Here is a 23154-nt window from a genome sequence, read left to right as displayed (position 1 = left end):
GCCCTCGGTAGCCTGACGACGTGGAAACGGAGGTGGGCCAGGCGCCCGCATGGCGGCGCGCGGCCCGGCTCTTCACGGCACCGTCGCGCACCGAAGAGGCCGGGCCCCTGCGCTGGGACCTGGGGTTCTACCTGGCCTGCCTGGCTTTCGCACTGCCGACCGCGCTGGCGTCCGAGTTCTACGGCTACCGCGTCTGGGGCAACTTCGCGACGGTGGCGTACGCCTTGGGCGCGGCGCACAGCGGCTACCTGCTGCTGCTCGCACGCCGCGGGCGTACGCCGCGTGGCGTACCCGGCTCGCGCTGGTGCAGCATCGCCGCGGTCGCGCTGTTGGCCATGATCCTCCCATTGGCGCTTCTGGTGATTCGCCGGCTGACCGGAGTGGACTGGCTGATCACGCCGTTCTCCTGGGCCGCACAGCCAGAGGTCTGGGTGATCGAGCGGTCCGCGGATCTGCTGCTGCACCACGGCACCCCGTACGTCGACGTCACCGCGCTCGGCCGGGCGCCCGTGGTAAACGATTACACGCCGTACGGCCCGGTCATGGCCCTCTTCGGGCTGCCGCGGGCACTGTTCGGCGGCACGCCGCTGACCGACGCGCTCACCGACGCCCGCTGGATGTTCGCGCTGGCCGCCTGCGCGTGCGTGCTGGGCACGCTGAAGCTGCTGAAGTGGCCGAAGGTGCCGGTCGGTGCCGCGCAGCTCGCGCTGGCGTGCCCGCTCACCGCGCTCACGTGGGCCGTGGCCGGGCCGGACCTGGCCATCGTGGGTCTGCTGGTGCTCAGCTGCGCGCTCGCGGCCACCGGGCGGGTCGCCTGGTCGGGCCTGGTGCTGGCGCTGGTCGTCAGCGCGAAGCTCATCGTCGCGCCCGCGGCCGCGGTCCTGGCGGTGCTCGTGCTGGTGCGCCGCGGCTCAGGTCTCGACGGGGCGGCGCTGGCCCGGTTCGGGGCGGCGCTGGTGGCGACGACGGCCGCGCTGCACCTGCCGGTGTACCTGGTCGATCCGGCGGCGTTCGTCGAGCACGTCTTCCGGTTCCCGCTCGGGATGGGCGTCGTGCGCTCGCCCGCGGCCAGCCCGCTGCCGGGCCACCTGATCGCCGAGACCGGCCCGTTCGGTCAGGTGGCGGCGTTCGTGCTCGTCGGCGCCGCGGCCGTGGCGATGGTGCTGTGGCTGGTGCGCCGGCCCCCCGCGAACGGCTCCGGTGCACTGCTGCGCATCGCCGTCGGACTCGGCGCGTTGATCCTGCTCACCCCGGCCACCCGGTACGGCTACCTGGTGTACCCGCTGGTCCTGCTCGGGGCCCACCTGGCGTTCCGCGTGGCCGAAGTTCCCGCTGCGCCCCCCGCGCAGCAGTCCGCGACTACTTCTTCTTGACCCTGGTGGCCCCGCCGCGCCCCCGCAGCTGGACACCCGACTCGGACAGCACCCGGTGCACGAACCCGTAGGACCGCCCCGTCGACTCCGCCAGCGCCCGGATGCTCGAGCCCTTCTCGTATTTCTTCTTCAGGTCAGCGGCCAGCTTGTCGCGCGTGTTGCCGGTGATCCGCGCGCCTTTCTTGAGATCAGCCACGTCGATCGCCTTCCCGCCGAGAGTGTTCTGGGCCACATATCGGCCCCTGCCGGGGCAATGATCGAACACTGAGCGCCGGAATGCCAGACGACAGACGCGAAACAGCCGAAATTGCGATCACATTGGGCCATTCCAGTGCTCTACGGCGAGTGATCTTGCACCCGAATGGACGCACCGTCACGCAAGCTGGACAAGTTCGAGGTAGTCCGCCGACCAGTGATCCTCGGTTCCGTCGGGCAGCAGGATGACCCGCTCGGGCTCGAGCGCCTCGACCGCGCCCGGGTCGTGCGTCACCAGGACGACGGCGCCGGCGAAGCTGCGCAAGGCGTCCAGGACCTGGGCCCGGCTGGCCGGATCGAGGTTGTTCGTCGGCTCGTCGAGCAGCAACACGTTGGCAGCACTGGAGACCAGGCCCGCCAGCGCGAGCCGGGTCTTCTCGCCGCCGGAAAGCGTGCCGGCCGGCTGGTCGAGTTGTTCGCCGGTGAAGAGGAACGAGCCGAGCAGGTTCCGCAACTCCTGCGCTCCGGTGTCCGGAGCGAGATGTCGGATGTTTTCCCACACCGACGCGTCATGATCAAGAGTTTCGTGTTCCTGTGCGTAATAGCCCAAACGCAATCCGTGACCCGGAACGACGGATCCGGTGTCCTGGGTTTCCATTCCGCCGAGCAGCCGGAGCAAAGTCGTCTTTCCCGCACCGTTCAGCCCGAGTACGACAACCTTCGAACCGCGGTCGATGGCGAGATCGACACCGGTGAAGATTTCCAGTGAGCCGTACGACTTCGAGAGCCCCTCCGCGGTGAGCGGGGTGCGGCCGCAGGGCGCGGGCTCGGGGAACTTGATCCGGGCGACCTTGTCGGCCTGCCGGGTGTCCTCGAGCGCGGACAGCATCTGCTCGGCGCGGCGGGCCATGTTCTTGGCCGCCACGGCCTTCGTGGCCTTCGCGCCGAGCTTCGCGGCCTGCTGCTGCAGCGCCGACGCCTTCTTCTCGGCGTTCGCGCGCTCACGGCGGCGGCGCTTCTCGTCGGTGGCGCGCGCGTCGAGGTAGCGCTGCCAGCCCATGTTGTACAGGTCCAGCTCGCCGCGGGTGGCGTCGAGGAACCAGACCTTGTTGACCACGTCGGCCAGCAGCTCGACGTCGTGGCTGATCACGACCAGGCCGCCGTCGTGCTGCTTGAGGAAGCCGCGCAGCCAGTTGATGGAGTCGGCGTCGAGGTGGTTGGTCGGCTCGTCGAGCAGCAGGATCGTCTCGGACTTGCCGCCCGCGCCGGCTTCGGCCGCGGCGAACAGGATCCGCGCCAGCTCGACGCGGCGGCGCTGACCACCGGAAAGCGTCTGCAGCGTCTGCGCGAGGACGCGGTCGGCGAGGCCCAGGTTGGAGCAGATCCGCGCGGCTTCGCTCTCCGCGGCGTACCCGCCCAGGGAGGCGAAGCGCTCTTCGAGCCGGGCGTAGCGGTTGATGGCCTTGTCGCGCGCGGCGTCGTCGACGAGCTCGGCCATCGAGGCCTGCGCCTTTTCCATGTCGCGCATCAGCTTGTCCAGACCACGCGCGGAGAGCACGCGGTCCTTCGCCGTGACCGAAAGATCGCCTTCGCGCGGGTCCTGCGGCAGGTAGCCGAGCTCGCCGGTGCGGCGGACGTCGCCGGCGTGCGGCTCGCCTTCGCCGGCGAGGACCTTCAGCGAGGTGGTCTTGCCGGCGCCGTTGCGGCCGACGAGGCCGATGCGGTCGCCGGGCTGGATGCGGAGGGTGACGCCGTTGAGCAGGATGCGCGAACCCGCGCGCAGCTCAAGGCCGGTGGCCGTGATCAAGGGGAACTCCCGTGGAAAGGGGGCGTGCAGAGGACAGCAGCAGGCGGCCCGCTCGGGCCGCGGCGTCACTCCAGCTGGATATCCACGCAACCCAGTGTACGGGCCACGGTCCACCGGATTTTCCGGACGTGTGCGGTCTCACCCGTCGCGCAGCGTGACCTGCACGGACAGGGCGCGGACCGCGGCCTCCTCGAGCACGGCCCGGCTCGGTTCGCCGACGTCCAGCACCCGGGGTTCCGCGCGGGCGAACAGCGGCGCCAGCCGGCGGTCGTCGCGCAGCTCGTCGAGGGCCCGCCGGTCGCCGCCGAGCACCACGGCGTCCACTTCGGACAACCGCGGGACGAGCACTTCGAAGACGTCCTTCGCCGCGTCCTGGAGCGCGTGCCGGGCCTGGCCCGCGCGACGCCGGGCGAAGCGCTGCTGCGACCAGCCACCGGCCGCCGAGCGGCCCTGCACGAGGTGCCGGTCGGTGCGCGAGACCTCGATCCGGCCGCCGCGCGCGATCCCGACGCTGTGCCCGCCGCGTCGCACGATCACCAGGGCGATGCGCCGCGGCAGGAGCGCATGGGCGACGAGCGCGGCAACCGAGGGTTCGCCGAGTGGCCCGAACCGGACCGTGGCGGCGGCGGAGCTGCCGTCGGCCGCGGTCACCCGGACTTCGTGCGCTGTGCCCGAAGTCGCCGTGATCCCGCCGTGCCGCTCGGCGAACCGGGCGAAGAACCCCGCCAGCCGCTCGGGCGGCACCTCGACCGTGCGGCCGCCGCCCGCCGCTTCCCGTGCCTTCACCCGGAAAACGGTACGGGGCCGCCGCGATCATCGCGACGGCCCCGCATCGGGTGCTGCTTACAGCGGGTGCACCGGGCCGTTGTTGGTCACGCCCCGGACGTTCGACGGCGCTCCGGCCGCCGTGGGCTGCACGAACCCGTTGATGTGCAGGGCGACCGAGCGGATGAACCCGTCGTCACCGCCGGCCGCGTCGACCACGGCGAACGTCCACGTGCCGTCGACGGCCGCGCCGGCGAGGTTGCCGGTCAGGGCCTGCGTCGGCCGCCAGCTGCCGGTGAACGGCGCGTTGGCCGAGGTCACCGTGCTGAACGCGGTGGCCGCGCTGTCGGCGAAGACGACCTTGCACAGGTTCTTGCCCGAACCGCCGTTGCGCTGGAACACCGTGGCCTTCGCACCCGAAGGCGCGGTCAGCGTGCCGACCAGGTCACCGACGTACGAGTGGTTCAGCCCCACCGTCGTCGAGGTCGGGTCGGTGCTGCACGTGGTGCCGTCCACGGAGAACGACACCTTGGACGCGCGGCCGACCCCGGTGACCGGGATGGTCACCGACGCCCCGACCGGGCTGTTGTCCGGGATCGCCACCGGCGCGCCGGCGTAGGCGAAGTCCTGCGCGACCGGCGACGGGGTGCCGACCGGCAGCGAGAACGACGTCGTCGTCGGCGAGTGCGCCCCCGCGAAGCTGACACGGGCGTTCAGCACCACCGGCGCGCCGAGCTGCTGGCTCGCCGGGACGGTGATGGTGAAGTCGTTGACGCCGGTCTGTCCCGGGCTGATGGTGCCGTAGGACTTCGAGCGCGGCGCCACCGTGACGCCCGGGGTCGGGCTGGTGAGCACGACGCTGGTGGACACCGCGGTGCCGTCACCGTCGTTGGTCACCGGCAGCGTCACCTTGGCGGTGTCGCCCGGGTCGAGCGCCGAGCCGCCGTCGGCCGGGGTGACCGTCGGCTGCTTGGCCACCGCGAGGGGCTGCGGGCTGGCGCCGGTGTAGGCCAGCACCTTGTCCGCGAGGATGACGCCGGACCCGGTGAAGTTGTCGCGGCCCGGGGTCTCGATGTCGATCGCGGTGTTGATCAGCGCTTCGCGCACCTCCGCGGGCGGCAGGCCGGGGTTGCCGGACAGCACGAGCGCGGCGATGGCGGCCGCGTGCGGAGCGGCGGCCGAGGTGCCGAAGAACGGGTTGAACCCGGTCACGCTGGTCTGCACGCCGTCGGCCGCGGTGATCTCCGGCTTGTTCCGGACCTCACCACCGGTCGAGGACACGTTGCCCGGGGTGATCGGCGTGCCGTTCGCCTCGTAGAACACCCGCCGCGGGCCGTCGGAGGTGAACCGCTCGGCCTTGGTGGCGCCGGTGAACGCGCCCGGGTACGGGCCCGCCGGGTTGGCCGGGTCGCCCGGTTCGAGGGCCCGGCCGAACGCCTTGGCCGCCGGGGCGGCCGCGACGCTGAAGGCGTCCCGCGCGGCCGAGTGGCCGACCGTCACGCCCGGGGTGTTGTAGGCCTTGAGGCCGTCGGCCGAGTCGGAGAACCGGCCGCGCAGCGCCGAAAGCGACAGGTAGCGGTTCTGGCCCGAGAACTTCACGATGGCCAGGCGCAGCCCGGTCCCGCCGAACGTCGGCGTGTTGACGCGCTCGTACGGGTCCTGGGTCCCGGTCTGGACGTCCTGGCTGAAGCTGACGACCGCGCCCGCGGAGTTGAGCAGGTAGAGGTCGTAGTCGTTCGCGGACGCGCCGAGCGGGTCCGACCAGTGCAGCGTCACCGGCACGCCGGCCGAGGAATTGTTCGAGATCGGCTCGTAGATCTGGTTGCCCGCCGCGCCGGCGAAGTTGTGCGCGGCGCCGGCGAACTTGCCGACCGACTTGCCGGAGTCGACGAAGTCGCCTTCCCAGTGCGCGGCGGTGCCGCTGGCGACGTTGCCTTCGTTGCCCGCGGACGAGAAGTACAGCGCGCCGTCGGCGGTCACGTCGTTCACGGCCTGGGCGATGATCCAGTCCTGGAACGGCGATTCCTTGAAGTAGATGACGTCGTCGACGATGACGTCGCAGTGCGACTCGAAGCGCAGCTTGCGGATGTTGTCCGCGAAGCTGGCGTCGGAGTTGAACGCCGACGCGAAGCCGAGCGCGGCGCGGGGCGCGAGGTCGTGGATGATCTCGAGCATCGCGGTGCCCTCGTCGCCGTCGCCCTCCTGGCCGGCGATGACGTCGACGTCCGGCAGTTCGCCCCGGGCCTGGGAAGCGGCCAGGGAGTCGACGCCGTCGGACAGCGCGCACGCCTTGACCCCGACGCCGGTGACGCCGAACTGCTGGCGCGCGATGTCGGCGTTGTGGGCGCGGTCGCCTTCGCTGACCAGCGGTGCGAGCGCGGCGGCACTCCGCTGGGACTTGGCGGCCACAGCCTTCTGCAGCTCGCCGGCGATGCGATCGGCCTTCTGCTGCTTGGTTTCGGTCTTGGTGTCGGTCTTGCCCGGCGTCGTCGCCGGCGTGGCCAGTTCCCGGGCGGTCATCGCCTGGTCGGCCTGTTCGACGCGCTTGACGTCGTCGCGGCCGGCGATCTCGCCGACCTTGTCGAGCGGCACTTCGGCGCGGACGCTGCCGTAGCGGTCGGACACCGCGCGGATGCCGGCCCCGGCCTTGGTGAGCCCGGCGAGGAGGTCCGGGGAGACCTTGCTCGCGCGGATGTCGACCAGGACGGTCCCGGCCGCGGAAACGGTGGCCCCAGACTGCAAACTGTTCAGCTGCTTCGCGACGCCCTTGGTGGCGACGAGCAGCTTGCTGTCCACTTTGGACTCGGCGGCGGTGCGGCCCGCCTTGACCGCCTGCAGGGCGGCGATCTGCTGCTGAGCGGTTTCACTGAACGCGTCCGGACCGGACGCGGGTGCGGCCCCCGCGACGGGCGGGGAAACCAGGCCGAGCGCGGCGAGCAGGGCCGCGGCTCCGGCGGTGAACACAGTGGATCTCGATCTCGTGGAACGGGTACGACGCACGGGCGCCCTCCGATTCTCCAAGGCGCGTGCCCCGACTCACGCTGACCGACGCCGGTGATCACCGGCTGAACCCAGTCAAGTACCGCGGGTTCTCCGTAAACATCAGCCGTTCGAGTGACAAAGGACGGATAATTTCCCGAATGGTCCGGACGATGTAGGCCGTTCAGCGCAGCGGTGAACCAGTCACCGGACACGCGCCGGACAAATGATCGTCCGCCACCCCGACCACCCGGTGGGATGTCCACATGCAACTCGCGGGGCCGTGTAACCGGCGGGGCCACGGGCGAAGTTCGTTACCGTCCGCCCGGACGCTCAGAGCACGAACGAATCCGACCACGGCTGCGCGGCCCGCCCGGACAGCGCGTCCAACAGGGTCACCGCCTGCTTGTCCGTCAGCGAAGCCACGAAGTCGACCACCGCCCGGCCGCGCGCGAGGCCGCGCACCGCGTCCGCTCCCGTCACCGGCTCGCCCGTCGCCCCCACCAGCAGCTCCGGTGCCGAGCGCGCCAGCCCGGCGTACTCGGCCCGCGCCAGCTCGACCAGGTCGTGCAGCCGGCGTGGCAGCCGGGACACCTCGTCGCGGTCGAGCAGCCACGCGTCGAGCGCGTCGACCAGGCTCGTCACCACGCCGGCCTGGCCGCGCTGGTGCAGCGCCAGGTCCGGGCGCAGCAGCACGAACCGGCGGTGCACGAACTTCAGCACCTGGACCTCGTGCCACTGGGCGGGCCGCAGCGAGACGTGCCCGGTGCGGGTGGACGGCGAGGCCAGCAGGAACACGCCGTCGACCAGGCGGGCGGTCCAGTTCGCCGAGAACGCCGCCGTGCTCTGCTCCGCCTCGATCGAGCCGTCGAACTCCCCGGCCAGCAGCCCGTCGACCAGCTCCGCGCGCACCCGCGCGACGGCGGCGGCGAACGCGTCGTCGTCGACGATCCACGCGTCCTTGGCGTGCATGCGGCGGCGGAGGCGTTCCAGCGACCGGCCCGGGCGGCGCAGGTCCGCGTGCAGTGTCTCGTCGTCCAGCGACGCCAGCTCCCCCGCGTGTTCGAGCCACTCCCCCAGCTCCGCGGCGACCGGCGCGTGCTGCAGGACGCCGATGCGGTGGAAGTCCTGCAGGTCGTGGATGGCGTAGGCGATGTCGTCGGCGGTGTCCATCACGGACGCTTCGACGGTCTGCTGCCAGCCTTCGACGCGACCGGCGAACGCGGCGCGCGCCTGCTCGAAGTCGTCGAGTTCGGTGGCGTAGGCGGAGAACTTGGCCGCGCCGGTGCCCGGCAGGTCGCCCGGCTCGGCCGCGCCGCGCGGGGGAACGGCCAGCTCCGAGGGGTGCGGCGCGGGGTGGTGCAGCCGCAGCCACGGGTACTTGAGGACGGCGGCGCGCACGGCGGCGGTCAGGTCCAGCCCGATCGCCGACGGCCCGCGCACGTCGGTGGTGGTGATGATCCGGAACGTCTGCGCGTTGCCTTCGAAGCCGTCGGCGAGGCCGAAGCGGTGGCGGGCGATCCGGTCGAGCGTCTGCTCCCCGAGGTGCCCGAACGGCGGGTGCCCGAGGTCGTGGGCGAGCGCGGCGGCTTCGGCGACGTCGGGGTCGCAGCCGCCGAGCTTGTCGGCCAGGCCGGCGTCGGGGCCGCTGGTGATGCGCTCGGCGATGGCGCGGGCGACCTGCGCGACCTTGAGGCTGTGGGTGAGCCGGTTGTGCAGCAGCCCGGCCCCGCCGGCGCTGACGACCTGCGTCACGCCGCCGAGCCGCGCGAAGAACGGCGACGCGGCGATCCGGTCGCGGTCGATCCGGAACGGGCTGGTCGCCAGGTCGGTGAACCCGCCGACGTTCGCCACGGGATCGCGCCGCGCGGCCCGCGGGTCGGTCTCCTGATCCATGCGCCCGACCTTATCCGCAGGTTCACCTGAACGGCGGCCGACGCCCGCCACCGTGTCGACCCTCTGGTCTCGGGTGTTCGAACACGTATCCCGCGTGATCAGGCCCGTGATTCGCGTGATTGAAGCCGTAACTCGCGAGTTCCGGCTTCAATCACGCGAGTTCCGGCTTGGATCACGCGAGTTCCGCCGGGCATCACTCGGGCGGCGTCGTGTACGCCTTCAGCGTGCGGTCCGCCGCCGCGCGGGCCTGGGCCGGGTCCGCGCCCGCGGCGACGTCGGCCTCGTACCAGGCGTCGTTCGACGCCGTCATGAAGCGGATGCCCTCCGGCGACATCATCCAGGCCATCGCCGCCTCCGGGTCGACGGCCGTGCCCGGGGCGGACAGGTGGAGGACCAGGCCGACCAGCGCCGAGTCCCAGCCGATGCCGACCGCGCCCGGGCCGAACTCGTCCCAGCGCTCGTCGACGTGCGCCACGTGCTCCAGCTCGAACCGCGTGCCCGCCCCCTCCGGCGTCAGGCGGACCTCGATCCAGCTGACGTTGCCGCCGAACTCCCAGGTCGCGGCGAAGCTCTTCGGCGGATCGCAGCGCTCGACCGTGCCGCCCGCGTTGCCCTCCAGCTGGTACTTCCCGCCGACCTTCAGCTCGCCGCTGACCGGCAGGAACCAGCGCGGGATGCGCTCGGGGTTCGTCACCGCGTCCCACATGTCGTCGACGTCGGTGTCGTAGACCTGGCTGATCGTCAGGACGCGGGCTTCCTTCCCCTCGAGCACCCGGTCGCCGAGCGTCCGGCGGACGGCGCTGATCTGGTGGCTGACGTCGATCACGAACCTTCTCCTTGGTCGAAGCGGCGCTCGCGCTTGCCGCGGGCGATTTCGGTGGCCAGCGCGTCCAGCCGTGGCGCCCAGTACCGGCGGAACCGGTCGAGCCAGACGTCGACGTCCTGCAGCGGTGCGTGACCGACCGCGTACAGCCGCCGGGCCCCGTCCTGGCGGACGACGGCGAAGCCGTTGTCCCGCAACACCTTCAGGTGCTGCGAAACGGCCGGCTGCGAGATGCCGAACTCGGCCCGGATCACGTCGGTCACCGCGCCGGCGGCCCGTTCGCCGTCGGCCAGCAGCTCGAGGATCCGGCGGCGGACCGGATCGCCGAGGACGTCGAACGCGTGCACCCCGCCAAGCTACAAGCGTTGACTTATATAAGTCAACACTGAAACAGTTGGGCCGATGTGAGTAACCCCCGGTGAACATCAGTCGACATCGGTTCCGCTCCGCCGCGCGACCCGCGACGATCGGGGCCGTGAAGTCGCCACGCGCGGTCCGCTTCGCCTTCCAGCCGCTGTACAGCCTCCACACCGGAGGCGTCGTGGCGCGCGAAGCGCTGGCCATGCCCGGCCGCGGAACCGTCCCCGAGCTGCTCGCCCAGGCCCGCCGCGACGGCAGGCTCGCCGAAGCCGACCTCGGGCTCGCCGTGGCCGCCGTCCGGCAGGACGCCGAACACCCGACGTCGCTGCCCCTGCACCTCAACCTCTCCGCCCGCACCCTGGCCGCGCCGCAGGCCATGTACGACGACCTCCTCGAGGAGCTCGGCGACGCGGGCCGCCGCACCCGCGACGTCGTCCTCGAGATCGGGCCGCCGTTCGCCCCGCTGCCCGCCGGCCGCGCGCTCGCCGGGATGCGCGAGCTCACCGAGCTCGGCTTCCGGATCGCGCTGGACGGCCTCGGCCGCGGCGACCTGCCGCTGGGCCTGCTCGTCGAGGCGCCGATCGACCTGGTGAAGCTCGACCGGACCGTGCTGCGCGGGCTGCCGGACGACCCGGCTTCGGTCGCCGTGGTCGAGGCGCTGCTGCACTACACGAACCGCACCGGCACCCGGCTCGTCGCGACCGGCGTGGAGACCGGCGCGCAGCTCGACGCCGTCCGCGGCCTGGGCGTCCGGATCGCGCAGGGCCACCTCCTCGCGCCGCCGACCGCCGCCGGTCCCGCGCCGGCCCTGCTCACCCGCGGCCGTCCCTCGACCGGGGCGCCGGCACCGTGCGTCGGCGACTTCCTCCGCCCGGCGACGACCTTGCCGGAGACGGCGACCTGCGACGAAGTCCGCGCGGTGCTGGCGGCGGCCGACGCGCCGAGCGGCGTGGTCGGGGTGGACGAGCTGAACCGGCCGCGCTGGTCGGTCGACCGGACCCGGTTCCTGGTGGCGGTCACGGGCCCGTACGGGCACGCGCTGCACGCGAAGCGCCCGGCGGCCCGGCTCGCGGACACCCCGCACACGATCGAGGCGCGCGCGGGCGCGATGGAGTTCCTCGAGCTGGTCACCGACGCCGACTGGGGCCGCACGGGCGACGACGTGGTCGTGGTCGACGAGCTCGGCCGCTGCCTCGGCGTGGTGCTGGTGACCGAGGTGGTCCGCGGGGTGGCCGAGGCGAAGGTCGAGGCGGCCGCGGCGCTGAACCCGCTGACGCGGCTGCCGGGCAGCGACACGATCGCCCGCGACGTCGCCCGCCGCATCACGATCGGCGAGCCGTTCGTGGCGGCCTGGCTGGACATCGACGGGTTCAAGACGATCAACGACACGGCGGGTTTCGCGGCGGGCGACAACCTGATCCGCGAGCTGGGCGCGGCACTGACGGAGCTGGCCGGCGGCCTGCGGCGGATGCGGGTGAGCCACGTGGGCGGCGACGACTTCCTGGTGGTGTGCGACGTCGACGAGATCGCCACGGTGGCCGGGGTGTTGCTGGACCGGACGTGGACGGCGGAGGGGCTGCCGGTGACGGTCTCGCTGGCGACGCTGGTCTGCGCGAGCGGGGCGATCGGGTCGTACCAGGAGGTCTCGCGGCTGCTGGCGCCGTTGAAGAAGCGCGCGAAGGCGGTGCCGGGGTCGAGCTGGGTGCTGAGCCGCCCGGGTTCGGACCGGGTGGAAGTGCTGCGCGGCATCGGAACCCGCGGCCTGCAGGCGGCCGCGGGCTGATTCACGGCCAGTCGAGCGTCAGCTGCGCCTGGACTGCCTTCGCCGCCCAGGTCACGTACTCCTCGTGCGCCCAGCCGCACACCGCCGTCAGGTGGTCGTAGGCCTCGTGGGACATGATCAACCCGATCGCGTCCGCCAGCCGTCCGATCGCCTCGCCGCCGGCCAGGCCCGCCGCCGTCAAGCGCCCGGCGATGTCCGCCCGGCGCACCACGGCCAGCTCGGCGCGGACCGCCGCCACCTCGGCGTCGGCCGCGGCCGCCGTCGTGAACGCGCGCCAGATCGGCAGTGACGCGCGCATCCCCGCCGCCACCCGGGACACCACCGACGGCAGGTCCGCCGGACCCGCCGGGCCCGCGACGGCGTCCAGGTTCATCGCGTCCGGGTCGCCCGCGAAGCCATCGCGGAACGCGGCCAGCAGCAGCTGCGGTTTGCGGCCCGTCTGCGTCACCGTCTCCAGGCTCACCCCCGCCTCCGCCGCGATCTGCCGCATGCTCGTGCCCGCGTAACCCCGGGCGGCGAACAGCTTCGCGGCCGTCGCCACCACGTGGGCCCGGGTGCGCCGGGCGCGGGCCTCGCGCACCGGCGACTCGTACCGCCGCCGCGGACCTTCGGGTATCGTCATCAATTGGATGGTACAGCGTATCGATCAAAGGGGCTGCCATGACTCGCGTCCTCGTCTGCGTGCAGCCCGCCCGCGGTCACGTCGGGCCGACCAAGCCGGTCGTCGAGGCGCTGGTCGCCGCCGGTCACGAGGTCGCCGTCGTCACCGGCGCGCGCTACCGGGAGGCGTTCGAGAAGCTCGGAGCGACCGTTGCCGTCCTGCCCGCCGAGGCCGACTTCGACGAGACGGACCTGAACGGCTCGATCCCCGGCCGCGCCGGGTTGCGCGGGCTGAAGCTCGCCCGGTTCGACCTGACCCACTTCGTCCGCGCGATGCCCGCGCAGCTGAGCGTCATCGACGAGCAGCAGGCCGACGTCGTGCTCTGCGATCCGCTGATGATGGCCGGGCTGGCCCTGGTCCGGCGCCCACAGCGGCCGCGCCTGCTCACCCTGGGCTTCCTGCCCTTCATGCCGCCGGTCCCGACCGGCCCGCCCGGGCACCCCGTGCGCGGCGCGATCCTCAGGACGCTCGCGCCGTGGGTCACCGGACCGGCGCAGGAACTGGCGAAAGACCTGCTGGGCGGCGACCCCGGCCTGCTGTTCACCGACTGGCCCCTGCGCAGTGACGGCGTGCTGCAGACGACCTGCCCCGGCTTCGAATACCCGCGGCCGGGCGCTCCCCTGCACTTCGTCGGGCCGACGACGGTCAGCGCGGCGAGCGAGCACCCGCTGCCGCCGTGGTGGGCGGACCTGGACGGCGGCCGCCCGGTGGTGCACGTGACCCAGGGGACGGTGGCCAACGACGACCTCGGCCGTCTCGTCGAGCCGACGATCGACGCACTGGCGGGCGAGGACGTCCTGGTCGTCGCGACGACCTGCGGTGGGCGGCTGCGGCCCGGCCCGCTGCCGGACAACGTCCGGGTGGCGGACTTCCTGCCCTACGACGAACTGCTCCCCCGCTGCGCCGCGATGGTCAGCAACGGCGGCTACGGCGGGGTCAACCACGCCCTGCGCTATGGGGTGCCGCTGGTCGTGGTCGGGGCGAGCGAGGACAAGCGCGAGGTCGCGGCCCGGGTCACCTGGTCGGGGGCCGGGATCGGCCGCGCTCGCGCGAAGGCCTCGCCGCGGACGCTGCGGGGAGACGTGCACCGGGTCTTGGCCGAACCGCGCTACCGCACCCGGGCGCAGGAGCTGGCCGCGGAAATGGCGGCCGGACCGACGATGGCCGAGGTCGTGAAACTGATCACCGGCCGAGTCTGCCGCGGCTTGTCGTGAGTGGTAATTAGGGTTCTAACCCGAATTACCACTCACGAGCCGTGGGCGGCCAGGTAGCTCGCGAAGCGTTCGTCGACTTCCTCGGCCGTCAAGCCGAAGTCCGCGAGGCTGTAGCGGTGCACCGGTTTGCGCTCCCCCGTCCGGCTCGCCTCGTGCACCGCCGTCATGGCGGCCCGCGCCTCGGGCGTGAACTCCAGTCCGAAGTGGTCGTACACAATGGACACCGTGCCGATCGGGTCGGCGACGAAGTCCTCGTACCGCACGTCGCAGAACTGCGCCGGGTCGTGCCGCGCGCGGGCCCAGCCGAACTCGTCCGCCCCGCGGGACCACAGGTCGAGCTGCGAGCGGCCGATCACCTCGCCGCGGAACTTCGAAGACCAGCCGTCCGCGGCCTTCTCGGTCAGGCTGCACACCGACGCCATGATCGTGCTCGGGGCCCGGTGCGTCTGGATCACCAGCGCGTCCGGGTAGTTCGCCATCAGCGCGTCCAGCGCGAACAGGTGACTCGGGTTCTTGAGCACCCAGCGCTTGCCCGCGTCCGGCAGCCCGATCAGCTGCAGGTTGCGCTTGTGCCGGGCGTAGGCGTCCGTCCAGTCCTGCTTGGCCAGCCAGCGCGAGTACCGCGGCACGTTCGCCAGGCACTCGAAGGACACCGACCGCATCGACTGGCGCAGCAGCTGCCAGCACTCCTCCACCTGATCGGCGGACATGTGGTGCACGCCCATGAACTCGGGGTGCTCGACGTGGTGGCGTTCGTAGCCGGCCTGGATGCCCCGGAAGATCGGGTTGTCCGCCCACGAGTCCCGCGGCGGCCGCGGCTGCGGGACCTCGGCGAGCCACACTTCGAGCCCCTGGTGCGCGGGGTCCTCGGTGAGCAGCCGGTGCAGCGCGGTCGTGCCGGTGCGGGGCAGGCCGGTGACGAAGATCGGCCGCTCGATGCGGACGTCCGCGTACGCCGGGTTCTGCTTCCAGGACGCCTCGCTCAGCAGCCGTGCCACCAAGGCGCCGCGCAGGAACGCCCGGTGCACCTTGTTGCCGTACGGCGTCAGTTCTTCCTCCGCCTCGTACGACTCCAGCAGCACGCGCAGCCCCTCGGCGTACTCGTCCGCGCCGAAGTCGTCGAGCCCGGTGAGCTTCGACGCCGAGGCGTGCAGGTCGTCGAAGGTGCCGACGTCTTCCCGGCCGGGGCGCATGGATCCTCCTAGTGGTGGTACTCGCCGCCGTTGACGTCGAGGCACTGCCCGGTGATCGCGCGCGCCATCGGCGAGGCGAGGAACACCACGGCGTCGGCGATCTCGTCGGGCTCGGGCAGTTTGCGCAGGTCGATCGTGGACGCGGTTTCGGCGTAGACGTCCTCCGGCGTGATGCCGCGTTCCTTGGCCAGGTAGGCGAAGTACCACTGGAGGTTCGGGCCCCAGATGTAGCCGGGCGCCACCGTGTTGACGCGCACGCCGTCCGGCCCCAGCTCGCTGGCCAGGCTCTGCGACAGCGACAGCAGCGCCGACTTCGCCATCTTGTAGGCGCCGAACGTCCGCCGCGAATGCCGCAGCACCGCCGAATTGATCATCACCAGCGAACCCTTGCTCTCCTTGAGCGCGGGCAGGAACAGCCGGGTCAGCCGGAGCACCGAGATCGCCGCCGTCTCGAACCCCGCGCGGACCGCGTCGAGATCCACAGTGGCCAGATCGGTCAACGGCGGGACGGCGAAGGCGTTGTGCACCACCGTGTCCACCCGGCCGAACGCCTCGACCGCCTCGCGCACCAGGTTCGCCGCGGAGTCCGCGTCGTCGATGTCGGTGCGGACCGCGACCGCCCGGCGGCCGAGGTCGGTCACCTCCTTCGCGACCTCGCTCAGCCGGGATTCGGTGCGCGCGGCGAGCACGACGTCCGCGCCCGCCCGCGCGCTGCGCACGGCGATCGACCGGCCGAGCCCGGGCCCGATGCCCGAGACCACGACCACCTTGCCCTGCAACACGTTCTCCACGCTCACCCCAGCATCCGGGCGGCGACGGCGTCCTGCCGGGCCGCGATCCGCGCCGCCCACTGCTCCGGCGTCACCCGCGCGTCCTCGTAGCAGGGCAGCCGGTCGGGCAGTTCGTCGGTCTTGACCACCTCGACGACCGGGCCGTCGTCCGGGCCGAGGTCGCGGGCCAGCCGCTGCCAGCGGATCTGCAGGTACCCGCGGTCGTGGCCGGTGAGTTCGAGCCAGTTCGCCAGGCCGGGGTCGCGTTCGGCGACCACGAACCGGATCTTGCCGTCCGGGTCGACGCGCGCCTGGTCGGCGGTGAGGCTGGTCTGGTGGTTGATGTAGTCGAGCGAGACGTACCAGAGGCTGCCGAGCTGGATGCCCTGGTAGGGGGCGTCCGCGCAGCGCGGCACGGTGATGATCATCGCCTCTTCGGGGCCGAGCTCGTAGTGCCCGGCCGAGGAGAACTGCGTCGTCAGCCCGCCCGGGGTCGAGCGCGGCTCGGTCAGCGTGTTCACCGGCAGGTCGTAGTAGAACCACTTCGGGAAGGCCAGGAACGTCTTGAGCCGGCTGAGCAGGATCTTGCCGGTGACGCCGTAGCGCTTGGCCAGCGCGGACCGGTCCGGCACCGGCGGCGCCTGGCCCGCGGTGTCGACGCACTGGATGCGGATCTCGCCCCGCCGCTCGGTGGCCCAGTCGCTGTAGACCTCACGCACGACGAGCATCGACGAGCCCTCGCCGAGGACGAAGTAGTTCGGCGGCGGGTTGTCGCGAGCCGGGCCGAAACGCAGTTCGAACCGGCCGTCTTCGCCGATTTCGATCGCCCGGTCGTCGAACGCGGCCAGGCTGTCGGGCACCTCGACCGGCGAGTAGTCGCCGTTGAGGACCTGGAAGCTCAGGTCGGCGGTGGTGCCGCGGACGCCGGTGACCAGGTACTCGCGGTCGGCCCGGATGTTCGCGTTGAAGTACAGCGTGTCCGGGTTGTCCAGGCCCATCTTCGTGTAGGGCCCGGTCGACGCGGTGAAGTACGGGAAGTCGCGCTGGTAGGCCCAGGCCATCTGCAGCGACGCCCGGATGCTGCCGGCGAGGTAGTCGTAGCCCTCGAGGAGCCCCTGCTCGGTCTGCGCCGGCGGCGCTTCGGCGATCAGTTTCTCGGCCTCGACGATGGCGTCGGCGAACGACCGGGTCAACGAGAACTCGTTCTCGATCATGCCGGGACAGCCCAGCGGTTCGCGATCAGCTTGAAGCCCGGGATGCTGTCGAAGCTCGTCAGCGTCTCGTAGGTGCGGACGTACCCGATGTGCGAGATCCGCCAGGCGCCGTCGCTGTCGCGCCGGTAGGTGTCTTCGTAGAACGCGGCACCTTCGACGATCATCCGGTGGTCGGGCACGATGACCTTGTCGGTGAACGACCACCGCCCGGTCGCGGTGTCGCCGTCGACGTCGATCTCGGGCTGAGCTGCGTGGTGCACGGTGATGATGCCGTTGCCGAGGCTCTGGGTGAGGAACTCGACGATGGCGTCGCGCCCCTCGAACTGCTTGCCCTCACTCCCGACCGCGCGGGTCCCGTAGTCGGCCGTGGCGTCGACGGTGAAGGTGTCGGCCACCTCGTCCCACAGCTTCAGGTCCACCCCGCGCAGGTACCGGTACTTCAGCCGCTTGATCTCTTCGAGTACGACCAGGTCCATGTCACCAGCGTCCCGCACGGCTTGACCAAAGACAAGAACATGTTCTACTTTTTTCCGGTGTCCGTGACCTCGTACGAGCTCTCGCACCTGGCCGCGCTCGAAGCGGAGGCCGTGCACGTCTTCCGCGAAGTCGCGGCGACCTTCGAACGCCCCGTCCTGCTCTTCTCCGGCGGCAAGGACTCGGTGGTGATGCTGCACGCCGCCGCGAAGGCGTTCTGGCCCGCGCCGCTGCCCTTCCCCGTGCTGCACGTCGACACCGGCCACAACTTCGACGAGGTCATCCGGTTCCGCGACGAGACCGTCGCCGCCCTCGGCCTGCGTCTCGAGGTCGCCAGTGTGCAGGACGACATCGACGCCGGCCGCGTGGTCGAGGAGACCGGGCCGGGCGCCAGCCGCAACCGGCTGCAGACGGTGACGCTGCTGCGGGCGATCCGCGAGGGCGGCTTCGACGCCGTGTTCGGCGGCGCCCGCCGCGACGAGGAGAAGGCCCGGGCGAAGGAGCGCGTGTTCAGCTTCCGCGACGAACACGGCCAGTGGAACCCGCGGGCGCAGCGCCCGGAGCTGTGGAACCTCTACAACGGACGCCACCGCCGCGGCGAGCACATCCGCGTCTTCCCGCTGTCGAACTGGACCGAGCTGGACATCTGGCAGTACATCCGCGACGAGCGGATCGCGCTGCCGCCGCTGTACTACGCGCACAAGCGCCCGGTGGTCCAGCGCGACGGCATGCTGCTGGCGGCCACCCGCTTCCTGTCCCTTGTGGACGGCGAGACGCCGTACGAGGCGACCGTGCGCTTCCGGACCGTCGGCGACGCCACCTGCACCGGCTGCGTCGAGTCCTCGGCGACGACGCCGTCCGAAGTGGTCGCCGAGGTGGCCGCCACCCGCGTCACCGAGCGCGGCGCCACCCGCGCCGACGACCGGATTTCCGAAGCCGGCATGGAAGACCGCAAGCGAGAGGGTTACTTCTGATGCAGCTGCTGCGGATCGCCACCGCCGGGAGCGTCGACGACGGCAAGTCGACGTTGATCGGGCGGCTGCTGTTCGATTCGAAGGCGATCTTCACCGACCAGCTCGCCGCCGTCGAACGCGCCAGCCGCGACCGCGGCGAGGATTACCCGGACCTCGCGCTGCTCACCGACGGCCTGCGCGCCGAGCGCGAGCAGGGCATCACCATCGACGTCGCCCACCGCTACTTCGCCACGCCGCGGCGGAAGTTCATCATCGCGGACACGCCGGGGCATCTGCAGTACACGCGGAACATGGTGACCGGCGCGTCCACCGCCGACCTCGCGCTGATCCTGGTCGACGCGCGCAAAGGCGTCCTCGAGCAGTCGCGGCGGCACGCGTTCCTCGCCTCGCTGCTGGGGATCGGGCACCTCGTGGTGTGCGTGAACAAGATGGACCTCGTCGAGTGGTCCCAGGAACGGTTCGACGAGATCCGCGAGGACTTCCGCCGGTTCGCGATGAAGCTCGACGTCGCCGACCTGACGTTCGTCCCGGTCTCGGCGCTGCACGGCGACAACGTGGTCCACCGCAGCGCGAGCATGCCGTGGTACGAGGGCACTTCGCTGCTGCACCAGCTGGAAGAGGTGCACGTCGCCTCCGACCGCAACCTGATCGACGCCCGGTTCCCGGTGCAGTACGTGATCCGCCGGTCGGACTTCCGCGGCTACGCGGGCACCATCGCCGGCGGGGTGTTCAAGCCGGGCGACGAGGTCGTGGCGCTGCCGTCGGGCTTCACGTCGAAGGTGCGCGCGGTCTGGGGCCCGGGCGGGCAGCCCCTCGAAGAGGCGTTCACCGGGCAGGCGGTGGCGGTGGAGCTGGCCGACGACCTCGACCTGGGTCGCGGGGCCATGCTGTGCCGCCCCGGCAACCGCGCGGAATCGGCCCGCGAGGTCGACGCCCTGGTCTGCTGGTTCTCCGAGCGCGCCGCCCTGACACCGGGCGCGACCTACGCGGTGCGGCACACGACCACCGAGACGCGGGGCACGGTGGAGCGGCTGGAATACCGCCTCGACGTCACCACGCTGCACCGCGACGAGACGGCGGAAGCGCTGTCCTTGAACGACATCGGCCGCATCCGGCTGCGCACGCGCTCGCCGCTGCTGTTCGACCCCTACCGCCGCAACCGGGCCACCGGCGGCTTCCTGCTGGTCGACGAGCACACCGGCGACACGGTCGCCGCGGGCATGATCACCGGCGCGGTCGCCTCCCCGGTGGTCTGGCACACGGCGGCGGTGCGCCGCGAGGACCGCCCGACCCGCGGCGCGACGGTGTGGCTCACCGGGCTCTCGGCGTCGGGCAAGTCGTCGGTGGCGGTCGAGCTGGAACGCCGGCTGGTCGCGGCGGGCCGCCCGGCGTACCTGCTCGACGGCGACAACCTGCGCCACGGGCTCAACGCCGGCCTGGGGTTCAGCCCGGAGGACCGGGCGGAGAACGTCCGGCGGGTGGCGGAGGTGGCGCGGCTGTTCGCGGACGCGGGCGTGGTCGCGATCGCGTCGCTGATCAGCCCGTACGCGGCGGACCGCGCCAAGGCTCGCGCCACCCACGACGGGCTGCCGTTCGTGGAGGTGTTCGTCGACACGCCGCTGGAGGTGTGCGAGGCGCGCGACCCGAAGGGCATGTACGCGAAGGCGCGCGCCGGGGAGATCACCGGGTTCACCGGCATCGACGCTCCCTACGAGCGCCCTGCGTCGCCCGATCTGGTGCTGCGCCCGGGCGACGGCGACCCGGCGGCGATGGCGGCGGCGATCCAGGCCCTGCTCGACGACCTCGGCTGAATTCTGTTGCACACGCCCCCTAGATGAGTGATTCCGTGAAGATCACGTGAAGGGAGCCGCCGTGCGGTCGTGGGAGGAGGGTGTCCAAGATCAAACCGTGACGAAAGAACTGAACACCCTCCTGACCGCACTCTACGTGCTGATCGACGACCACGTGGTGCCGCCCCGTGCTGGCCGTGGCCGGCGACCGGAGCTGACTGACAGTGAGCTGATCACAATGGCGGTGGCGCAGGTGCTGCAACGCTACGACAGCGAGCGGCGCTGGATCCGGCACATCCACGCCGACGCCGGGTGGCGCGCGATGTTCCCGGCGATGCTGACCCAGTCCGGCTACCACAAACGGTTGAAAGCCGCGCAACCGCTGCTGTGCAGGGCGATCCTCACGCTGGCTGCGAGCTGTCCGTCGTGGTTCGACGACCTGTGGATCACTGACGCCACCGCGGTTCCCTGCGGCATGTCGCGGGAGACGGTGAAGCGTTCCGACCTGGCCGGGCACGCCAGCTACGGCTACTGTGCGTCGCACTCCCGGTGGTACTGGGGCCTGAAGCTCTACCTCGTCTGCACCGGTGACGGGATGCCGGTCATGTGGTGCCTGGCCAACCCGAAACTCGGTGAACGCGAGGTGCTGGCCGCCCTGCTCGAGGACAACCAGCACCTCATCCGGCACGGCCAGATTCTGTTGGCGGACAAGGGGTTCGCCGGCAAGGAGTTCAAGCAGCTGACCGAGGCGATGGGCCTGAAGCTGCTGCGCCCCGACCGCCGCGACGAGACCTACCGCAACGGTGACCTCGGTGGTATCCGTCAGCGGATCGAGTCGGTCAACCAGACCCTCAAAGGCCAGCTCGACCTCGAAGCCCACGGCGGACGCACCCCGGCAGGGGTGTTCACCAGGGTCGCGCAGCGCTTGCTGGCCATGGCTGCGGCCATCTGGCACAACTGGACCACACCGGCCTGACCAGCAAACGCTCACTCATCGCCTACGACCACTAACACCAACTTCACGGAATCAACCATCTAGGGTGGGCCTCATGACGCCGGTCAGGCAGGTCCAGGTCACCTTCGACTGCGCGGATCCCGAGCGGGTGGCCCGGTTCTGGTGCGAGGTGCTCGGGTACGAACTCCACAGCAGCGGAGTCGCCTGCGCCGACCCCACGGGCGTGGGCCCACGGCTGTACTTCCAGCGCGTGCCCGAAGGCAAGGTCGTCAAGAACCGCGTGCACCTCGACGTCCGGGTCGGCACCGGGCTCGTCGGCGAAGAGCGGCTGGCGGCGCTCGAGGCCGAGTGTGCGCGGCTGGAGAAGCTCGGCGCGGTCCGCGGGCAGCTCCTGCTCGCCGACGAGGAAAACGAATCGTGCCAGAACATGCAGGACATCGAGGGCAACGAGTTCTGCCTCGACTGACTCCTACCCGGCTTCCACCACGAAGAACAGGAAGCTCGGGAAGGTGTCGAGGATTTCGAAGTCGCCGGGGAACAGCTCCCGCGCGGCCGGCACCGGGTGCGGTTCGCTGATCACCGCGATCCGGAAGCCCGCCGCGGTGAAGGCGTCGGTCATCGCGTGCAGCGGCTTGTTCCAGAACGTCATCCGCGCCTTGCGGCCGTGCAGCTCGAACTCGTCGGTCCAGGTGTAGGCCTCGAAGTAGTCCGGCCGGGGCCCCTCGTGGCGGTGCGTGAGGTTGACCATCATCGGGTGGTTGACCGAGGCGATGAGCCGGCCGCCGGGCTTCAGCACGCGCCGGAATTCGGCGAGCACCGGGCCCCAGTCGCGCAGGTAGTGCAGCACCAGGGACGCCACCACGTCGTCGAATTCCCCGTCGGCGAACGGCAGCGGGTCCGCCAGATCGGCGACCCGCAGGTCCGCGTCCTCGCCGAGCCGCGTTCTCGCGTGCTCCAGCATTCCGGCGCTCTCGTCGATCCCGGTGACGACGGCGCCCTTCTCCCGCAGCGCCGCGAACAGCGGGCCCGAGCCGCAGCCGGCGTCGAGAATCCGGCGTCCGGCCACGTCGCCGGCGAGCGCGAGGGTGGCGGGCCGCTCGTAGTAGGCGTTCATCAGGCTGGATTCGTTCTCGGCCGTGTACGCTCCGGCGAAGTCGTCGTAGGCGGCAGTCATGCGGCCATGCTGCCCGAACCGGCACGAGGGTGCCACGAAGCCCGGGTCGCAATGCCATGTGGGCGCTGCAGGTCACGGCTACCCGGCAAAGGGTGGCCTCCGGATCGAAGGCCACCCGAGAACCGATCAGTAAGCCACCGCGCGGCTTTCCGCCTGGGCCACCAACCCGTTGACCCACAACGACTGCACCTTCGCCGCCTCGGCCGCCGACGGCTTGGCGTTCTTGCACGCCGTTCCCGGGCCGTGGCCCGACATCAGCTCCGTGCACGGCCCGCTGTAGTGGTCCGGCAGCCCGAGGTTGTGCCCCAGCTCGTGCGCCGCGATGCGGGTCGGGTCGTAGCCCTCCGCCACCTGGCTCGTGTCCAGGTAGATCTGCCCGCGGCCGTGGCCGTTCGTGTTCGTGTACGACCCGCCGCTGTGCACCTCGTGGAACACGATCGTCGCGCCCGTGCTCCGCTTGACCAGCTTCACGTCGGTGACCGCCGCGTTCCAGTTCGCCGCGCCCTGGTCGATCTGGGCCAGGTAGTCCGGCGCGCCCGAGGAGCTGTAGTACAGCGTCGTGACCGCCGCCGCCGAAGCGGCCGGGGCGGTCGACAAGCCCAGGGCCAGCGGGGCCGCGATGGCCAGGGCGGCCACCCGGCCGAGCACGCGTCCGTTCATCGTGTCTCCTTCGTCCGATTCAGAGAGCACTTCACCGTGGTTCGCGCGATCAGGTTAGAAGGCCACCACCGGGGCGGCCACGGCCGAAAGTCGT

20 protein-coding genes and 1 pseudogene are annotated in these 23154 nt (G+C 71.5%); 7 read left to right on the top strand and 14 right to left on the bottom strand.

What is annotated here, in order from left to right; all coding sequences use genetic code 11:
- The first annotated feature begins 20 nt into the window (after positions 1 to 20).
- Positions 21 to 1373 carry a hypothetical protein gene (locus ACWED2_RS21125; RefSeq protein ID WP_449692172.1) on the top strand — a complete coding sequence of 451 codons (1353 nt, stop codon included), beginning with the start codon at positions 21 to 23 and terminating at the stop codon, positions 1371 to 1373.
- On the opposite strand, the gene ACWED2_RS21120 is transcribed toward ACWED2_RS21125, so the two are convergent.
- The 7 genes from ACWED2_RS21120 to ACWED2_RS21090 form a co-directional block, all read right to left on the bottom strand.
- Positions 1360 to 1569 carry a helix-turn-helix domain-containing protein gene (locus ACWED2_RS21120; RefSeq protein ID WP_003071237.1) on the bottom strand — a complete coding sequence of 70 codons (210 nt, stop codon included), beginning with the start codon at positions 1567 to 1569 and terminating at the stop codon, positions 1360 to 1362. The two genes, ACWED2_RS21125 and ACWED2_RS21120, sit on opposite strands and share 14 nt — an antisense overlap.
- 177 nt (positions 1570 to 1746) lie before the next feature.
- Positions 1747 to 3375 (bottom strand): ABC-F family ATP-binding cassette domain-containing protein, encoded by a 1629-nt coding sequence (locus ACWED2_RS21115; RefSeq protein WP_449692171.1) that lies wholly within the window; start codon positions 3373 to 3375, stop codon positions 1747 to 1749.
- A gap of 138 nt (positions 3376 to 3513) precedes the next feature.
- Complete coding sequence (locus tag ACWED2_RS21110; RefSeq protein WP_449692170.1) at positions 3514 to 4161, bottom strand: acVLRF1 family peptidyl-tRNA hydrolase; 648 nt, start codon at positions 4159 to 4161, stop codon at positions 3514 to 3516.
- Positions 4162 to 4218: 57 nt separating this feature from the next.
- Entirely contained in the window at positions 4219 to 7104 is a 2886-nt protein-coding gene (locus ACWED2_RS21105; protein ID WP_449692169.1) for a S8 family serine peptidase, read from the bottom strand.
- A gap of 348 nt (positions 7105 to 7452) precedes the next feature.
- Positions 7453 to 9015, bottom strand: a complete 1563-nt coding sequence (locus tag ACWED2_RS21100) for a deoxyguanosinetriphosphate triphosphohydrolase family protein (RefSeq protein WP_449692168.1) — start codon at positions 9013 to 9015, stop codon at positions 7453 to 7455.
- Between the two features lie 193 nt (positions 9016 to 9208).
- Positions 9209 to 9841: an SRPBCC family protein gene (locus tag ACWED2_RS21095; protein ID WP_449692167.1), complete on the bottom strand. Its 633-nt coding sequence runs from the start codon at positions 9839 to 9841 to the stop codon at positions 9209 to 9211.
- Complete coding sequence (locus ACWED2_RS21090; RefSeq protein WP_449692166.1) at positions 9838 to 10185, bottom strand: ArsR/SmtB family transcription factor; 348 nt, start codon at positions 10183 to 10185, stop codon at positions 9838 to 9840. Before ACWED2_RS21090 ends, ACWED2_RS21095 begins: the two co-directional genes overlap by 4 nt.
- Positions 10186 to 10313: 128 nt before the next feature.
- Between ACWED2_RS21090 and ACWED2_RS21085 the strand changes: the two genes are divergently transcribed.
- Positions 10314 to 11981: an EAL domain-containing protein gene (locus ACWED2_RS21085; protein WP_449692165.1), complete on the top strand. Its 1668-nt coding sequence runs from the start codon at positions 10314 to 10316 to the stop codon at positions 11979 to 11981.
- Between the two features lies 1 nt (position 11982).
- Here the strand turns inward: ACWED2_RS21085 and ACWED2_RS21080 are convergent, their stop codons facing one another.
- The gene (locus tag ACWED2_RS21080; protein WP_449692164.1) at positions 11983 to 12603 is read right to left on the bottom strand and encodes a TetR/AcrR family transcriptional regulator; all 621 of its coding nucleotides are present in this window, start codon (positions 12601 to 12603) and stop codon (positions 11983 to 11985) included.
- A gap of 38 nt (positions 12604 to 12641) precedes the next feature.
- On the opposite strand from ACWED2_RS21080, the gene ACWED2_RS21075 reads away from it, so the two are divergent.
- Positions 12642 to 13856, top strand: a complete 1215-nt coding sequence (locus tag ACWED2_RS21075; RefSeq protein WP_449692163.1) for a glycosyltransferase — start codon at positions 12642 to 12644, stop codon at positions 13854 to 13856.
- A gap of 32 nt (positions 13857 to 13888) precedes the next feature.
- Here the strand turns inward: ACWED2_RS21075 and ACWED2_RS21070 are convergent, their stop codons facing one another.
- Genes ACWED2_RS21070 through ACWED2_RS21055 form a run of 4 tightly spaced genes read right to left on the bottom strand, consistent with a single transcriptional unit; the run spans position 13889 to position 17509 of the window.
- Positions 13889 to 15049, bottom strand: a complete 1161-nt coding sequence (locus tag ACWED2_RS21070) for a sulfotransferase family protein (RefSeq protein WP_449692162.1) — start codon at positions 15047 to 15049, stop codon at positions 13889 to 13891.
- 8 nt (positions 15050 to 15057) lie between these two features.
- Positions 15058 to 15846, bottom strand: coding sequence for an SDR family oxidoreductase (locus ACWED2_RS21065; protein ID WP_449692161.1), 789 nt, complete (start codon positions 15844 to 15846; stop codon positions 15058 to 15060).
- Positions 15843 to 17033, bottom strand: coding sequence for a hypothetical protein (locus ACWED2_RS21060; RefSeq protein ID WP_449692160.1), 1191 nt, complete (start codon positions 17031 to 17033; stop codon positions 15843 to 15845). The genes ACWED2_RS21065 and ACWED2_RS21060 overlap by 4 nt, the downstream gene beginning before the upstream one ends.
- Entirely contained in the window at positions 17030 to 17509 is a 480-nt protein-coding gene (locus ACWED2_RS21055; RefSeq protein WP_449692159.1) for a nuclear transport factor 2 family protein, read from the bottom strand. Before ACWED2_RS21055 ends, ACWED2_RS21060 begins: the two co-directional genes overlap by 4 nt.
- A 39-nt stretch (positions 17510 to 17548) precedes the next feature.
- Here ACWED2_RS21055 and cysD point away from each other — a divergent pair, with 39 nt between their 5' ends.
- From cysD to ACWED2_RS21035, 4 genes and pseudogenes are all read left to right on the top strand, one after another.
- The gene (gene cysD / locus ACWED2_RS21050; protein ID WP_449692158.1) at positions 17549 to 18481 is read left to right on the top strand and encodes a sulfate adenylyltransferase subunit CysD; all 933 of its coding nucleotides are present in this window, start codon (positions 17549 to 17551) and stop codon (positions 18479 to 18481) included.
- Complete coding sequence (gene cysC, locus ACWED2_RS21045) at positions 18481 to 20292, top strand: adenylyl-sulfate kinase (RefSeq protein WP_449692157.1); 1812 nt, start codon at positions 18481 to 18483, stop codon at positions 20290 to 20292. The genes cysD and cysC overlap by 1 nt, the downstream gene beginning before the upstream one ends.
- A 97-nt stretch (positions 20293 to 20389) precedes the next feature.
- Positions 20390 to 21282: pseudogene (locus ACWED2_RS21040) on the top strand (IS982 family transposase).
- 38 nt (positions 21283 to 21320) lie between these two features.
- Complete coding sequence (locus tag ACWED2_RS21035; protein WP_449692156.1) at positions 21321 to 21692, top strand: VOC family protein; 372 nt, start codon at positions 21321 to 21323, stop codon at positions 21690 to 21692.
- Positions 21693 to 21695: 3 nt separating this feature from the next.
- Here ACWED2_RS21035 and ACWED2_RS21030 read toward each other — a convergent pair whose 3' ends face one another.
- Positions 21696 to 22400 carry a class I SAM-dependent methyltransferase gene (locus tag ACWED2_RS21030; protein ID WP_449692155.1) on the bottom strand — a complete coding sequence of 235 codons (705 nt, stop codon included), beginning with the start codon at positions 22398 to 22400 and terminating at the stop codon, positions 21696 to 21698.
- Positions 22401 to 22526: 126 nt separating this feature from the next.
- On the bottom strand, positions 22527 to 23060 hold the full coding sequence (locus ACWED2_RS21025; protein WP_449692154.1) for a snapalysin family zinc-dependent metalloprotease: 534 nt from the start codon (positions 23058 to 23060) through the stop codon (positions 22527 to 22529).
- Positions 23061 to 23154: the final 94 nt, after the last annotated feature.

It is taken from the genome of Amycolatopsis sp. NPDC005003 (assembly GCF_053600695.1).
This window is presented reverse-complemented; position numbering and strand designations above follow the sequence as displayed.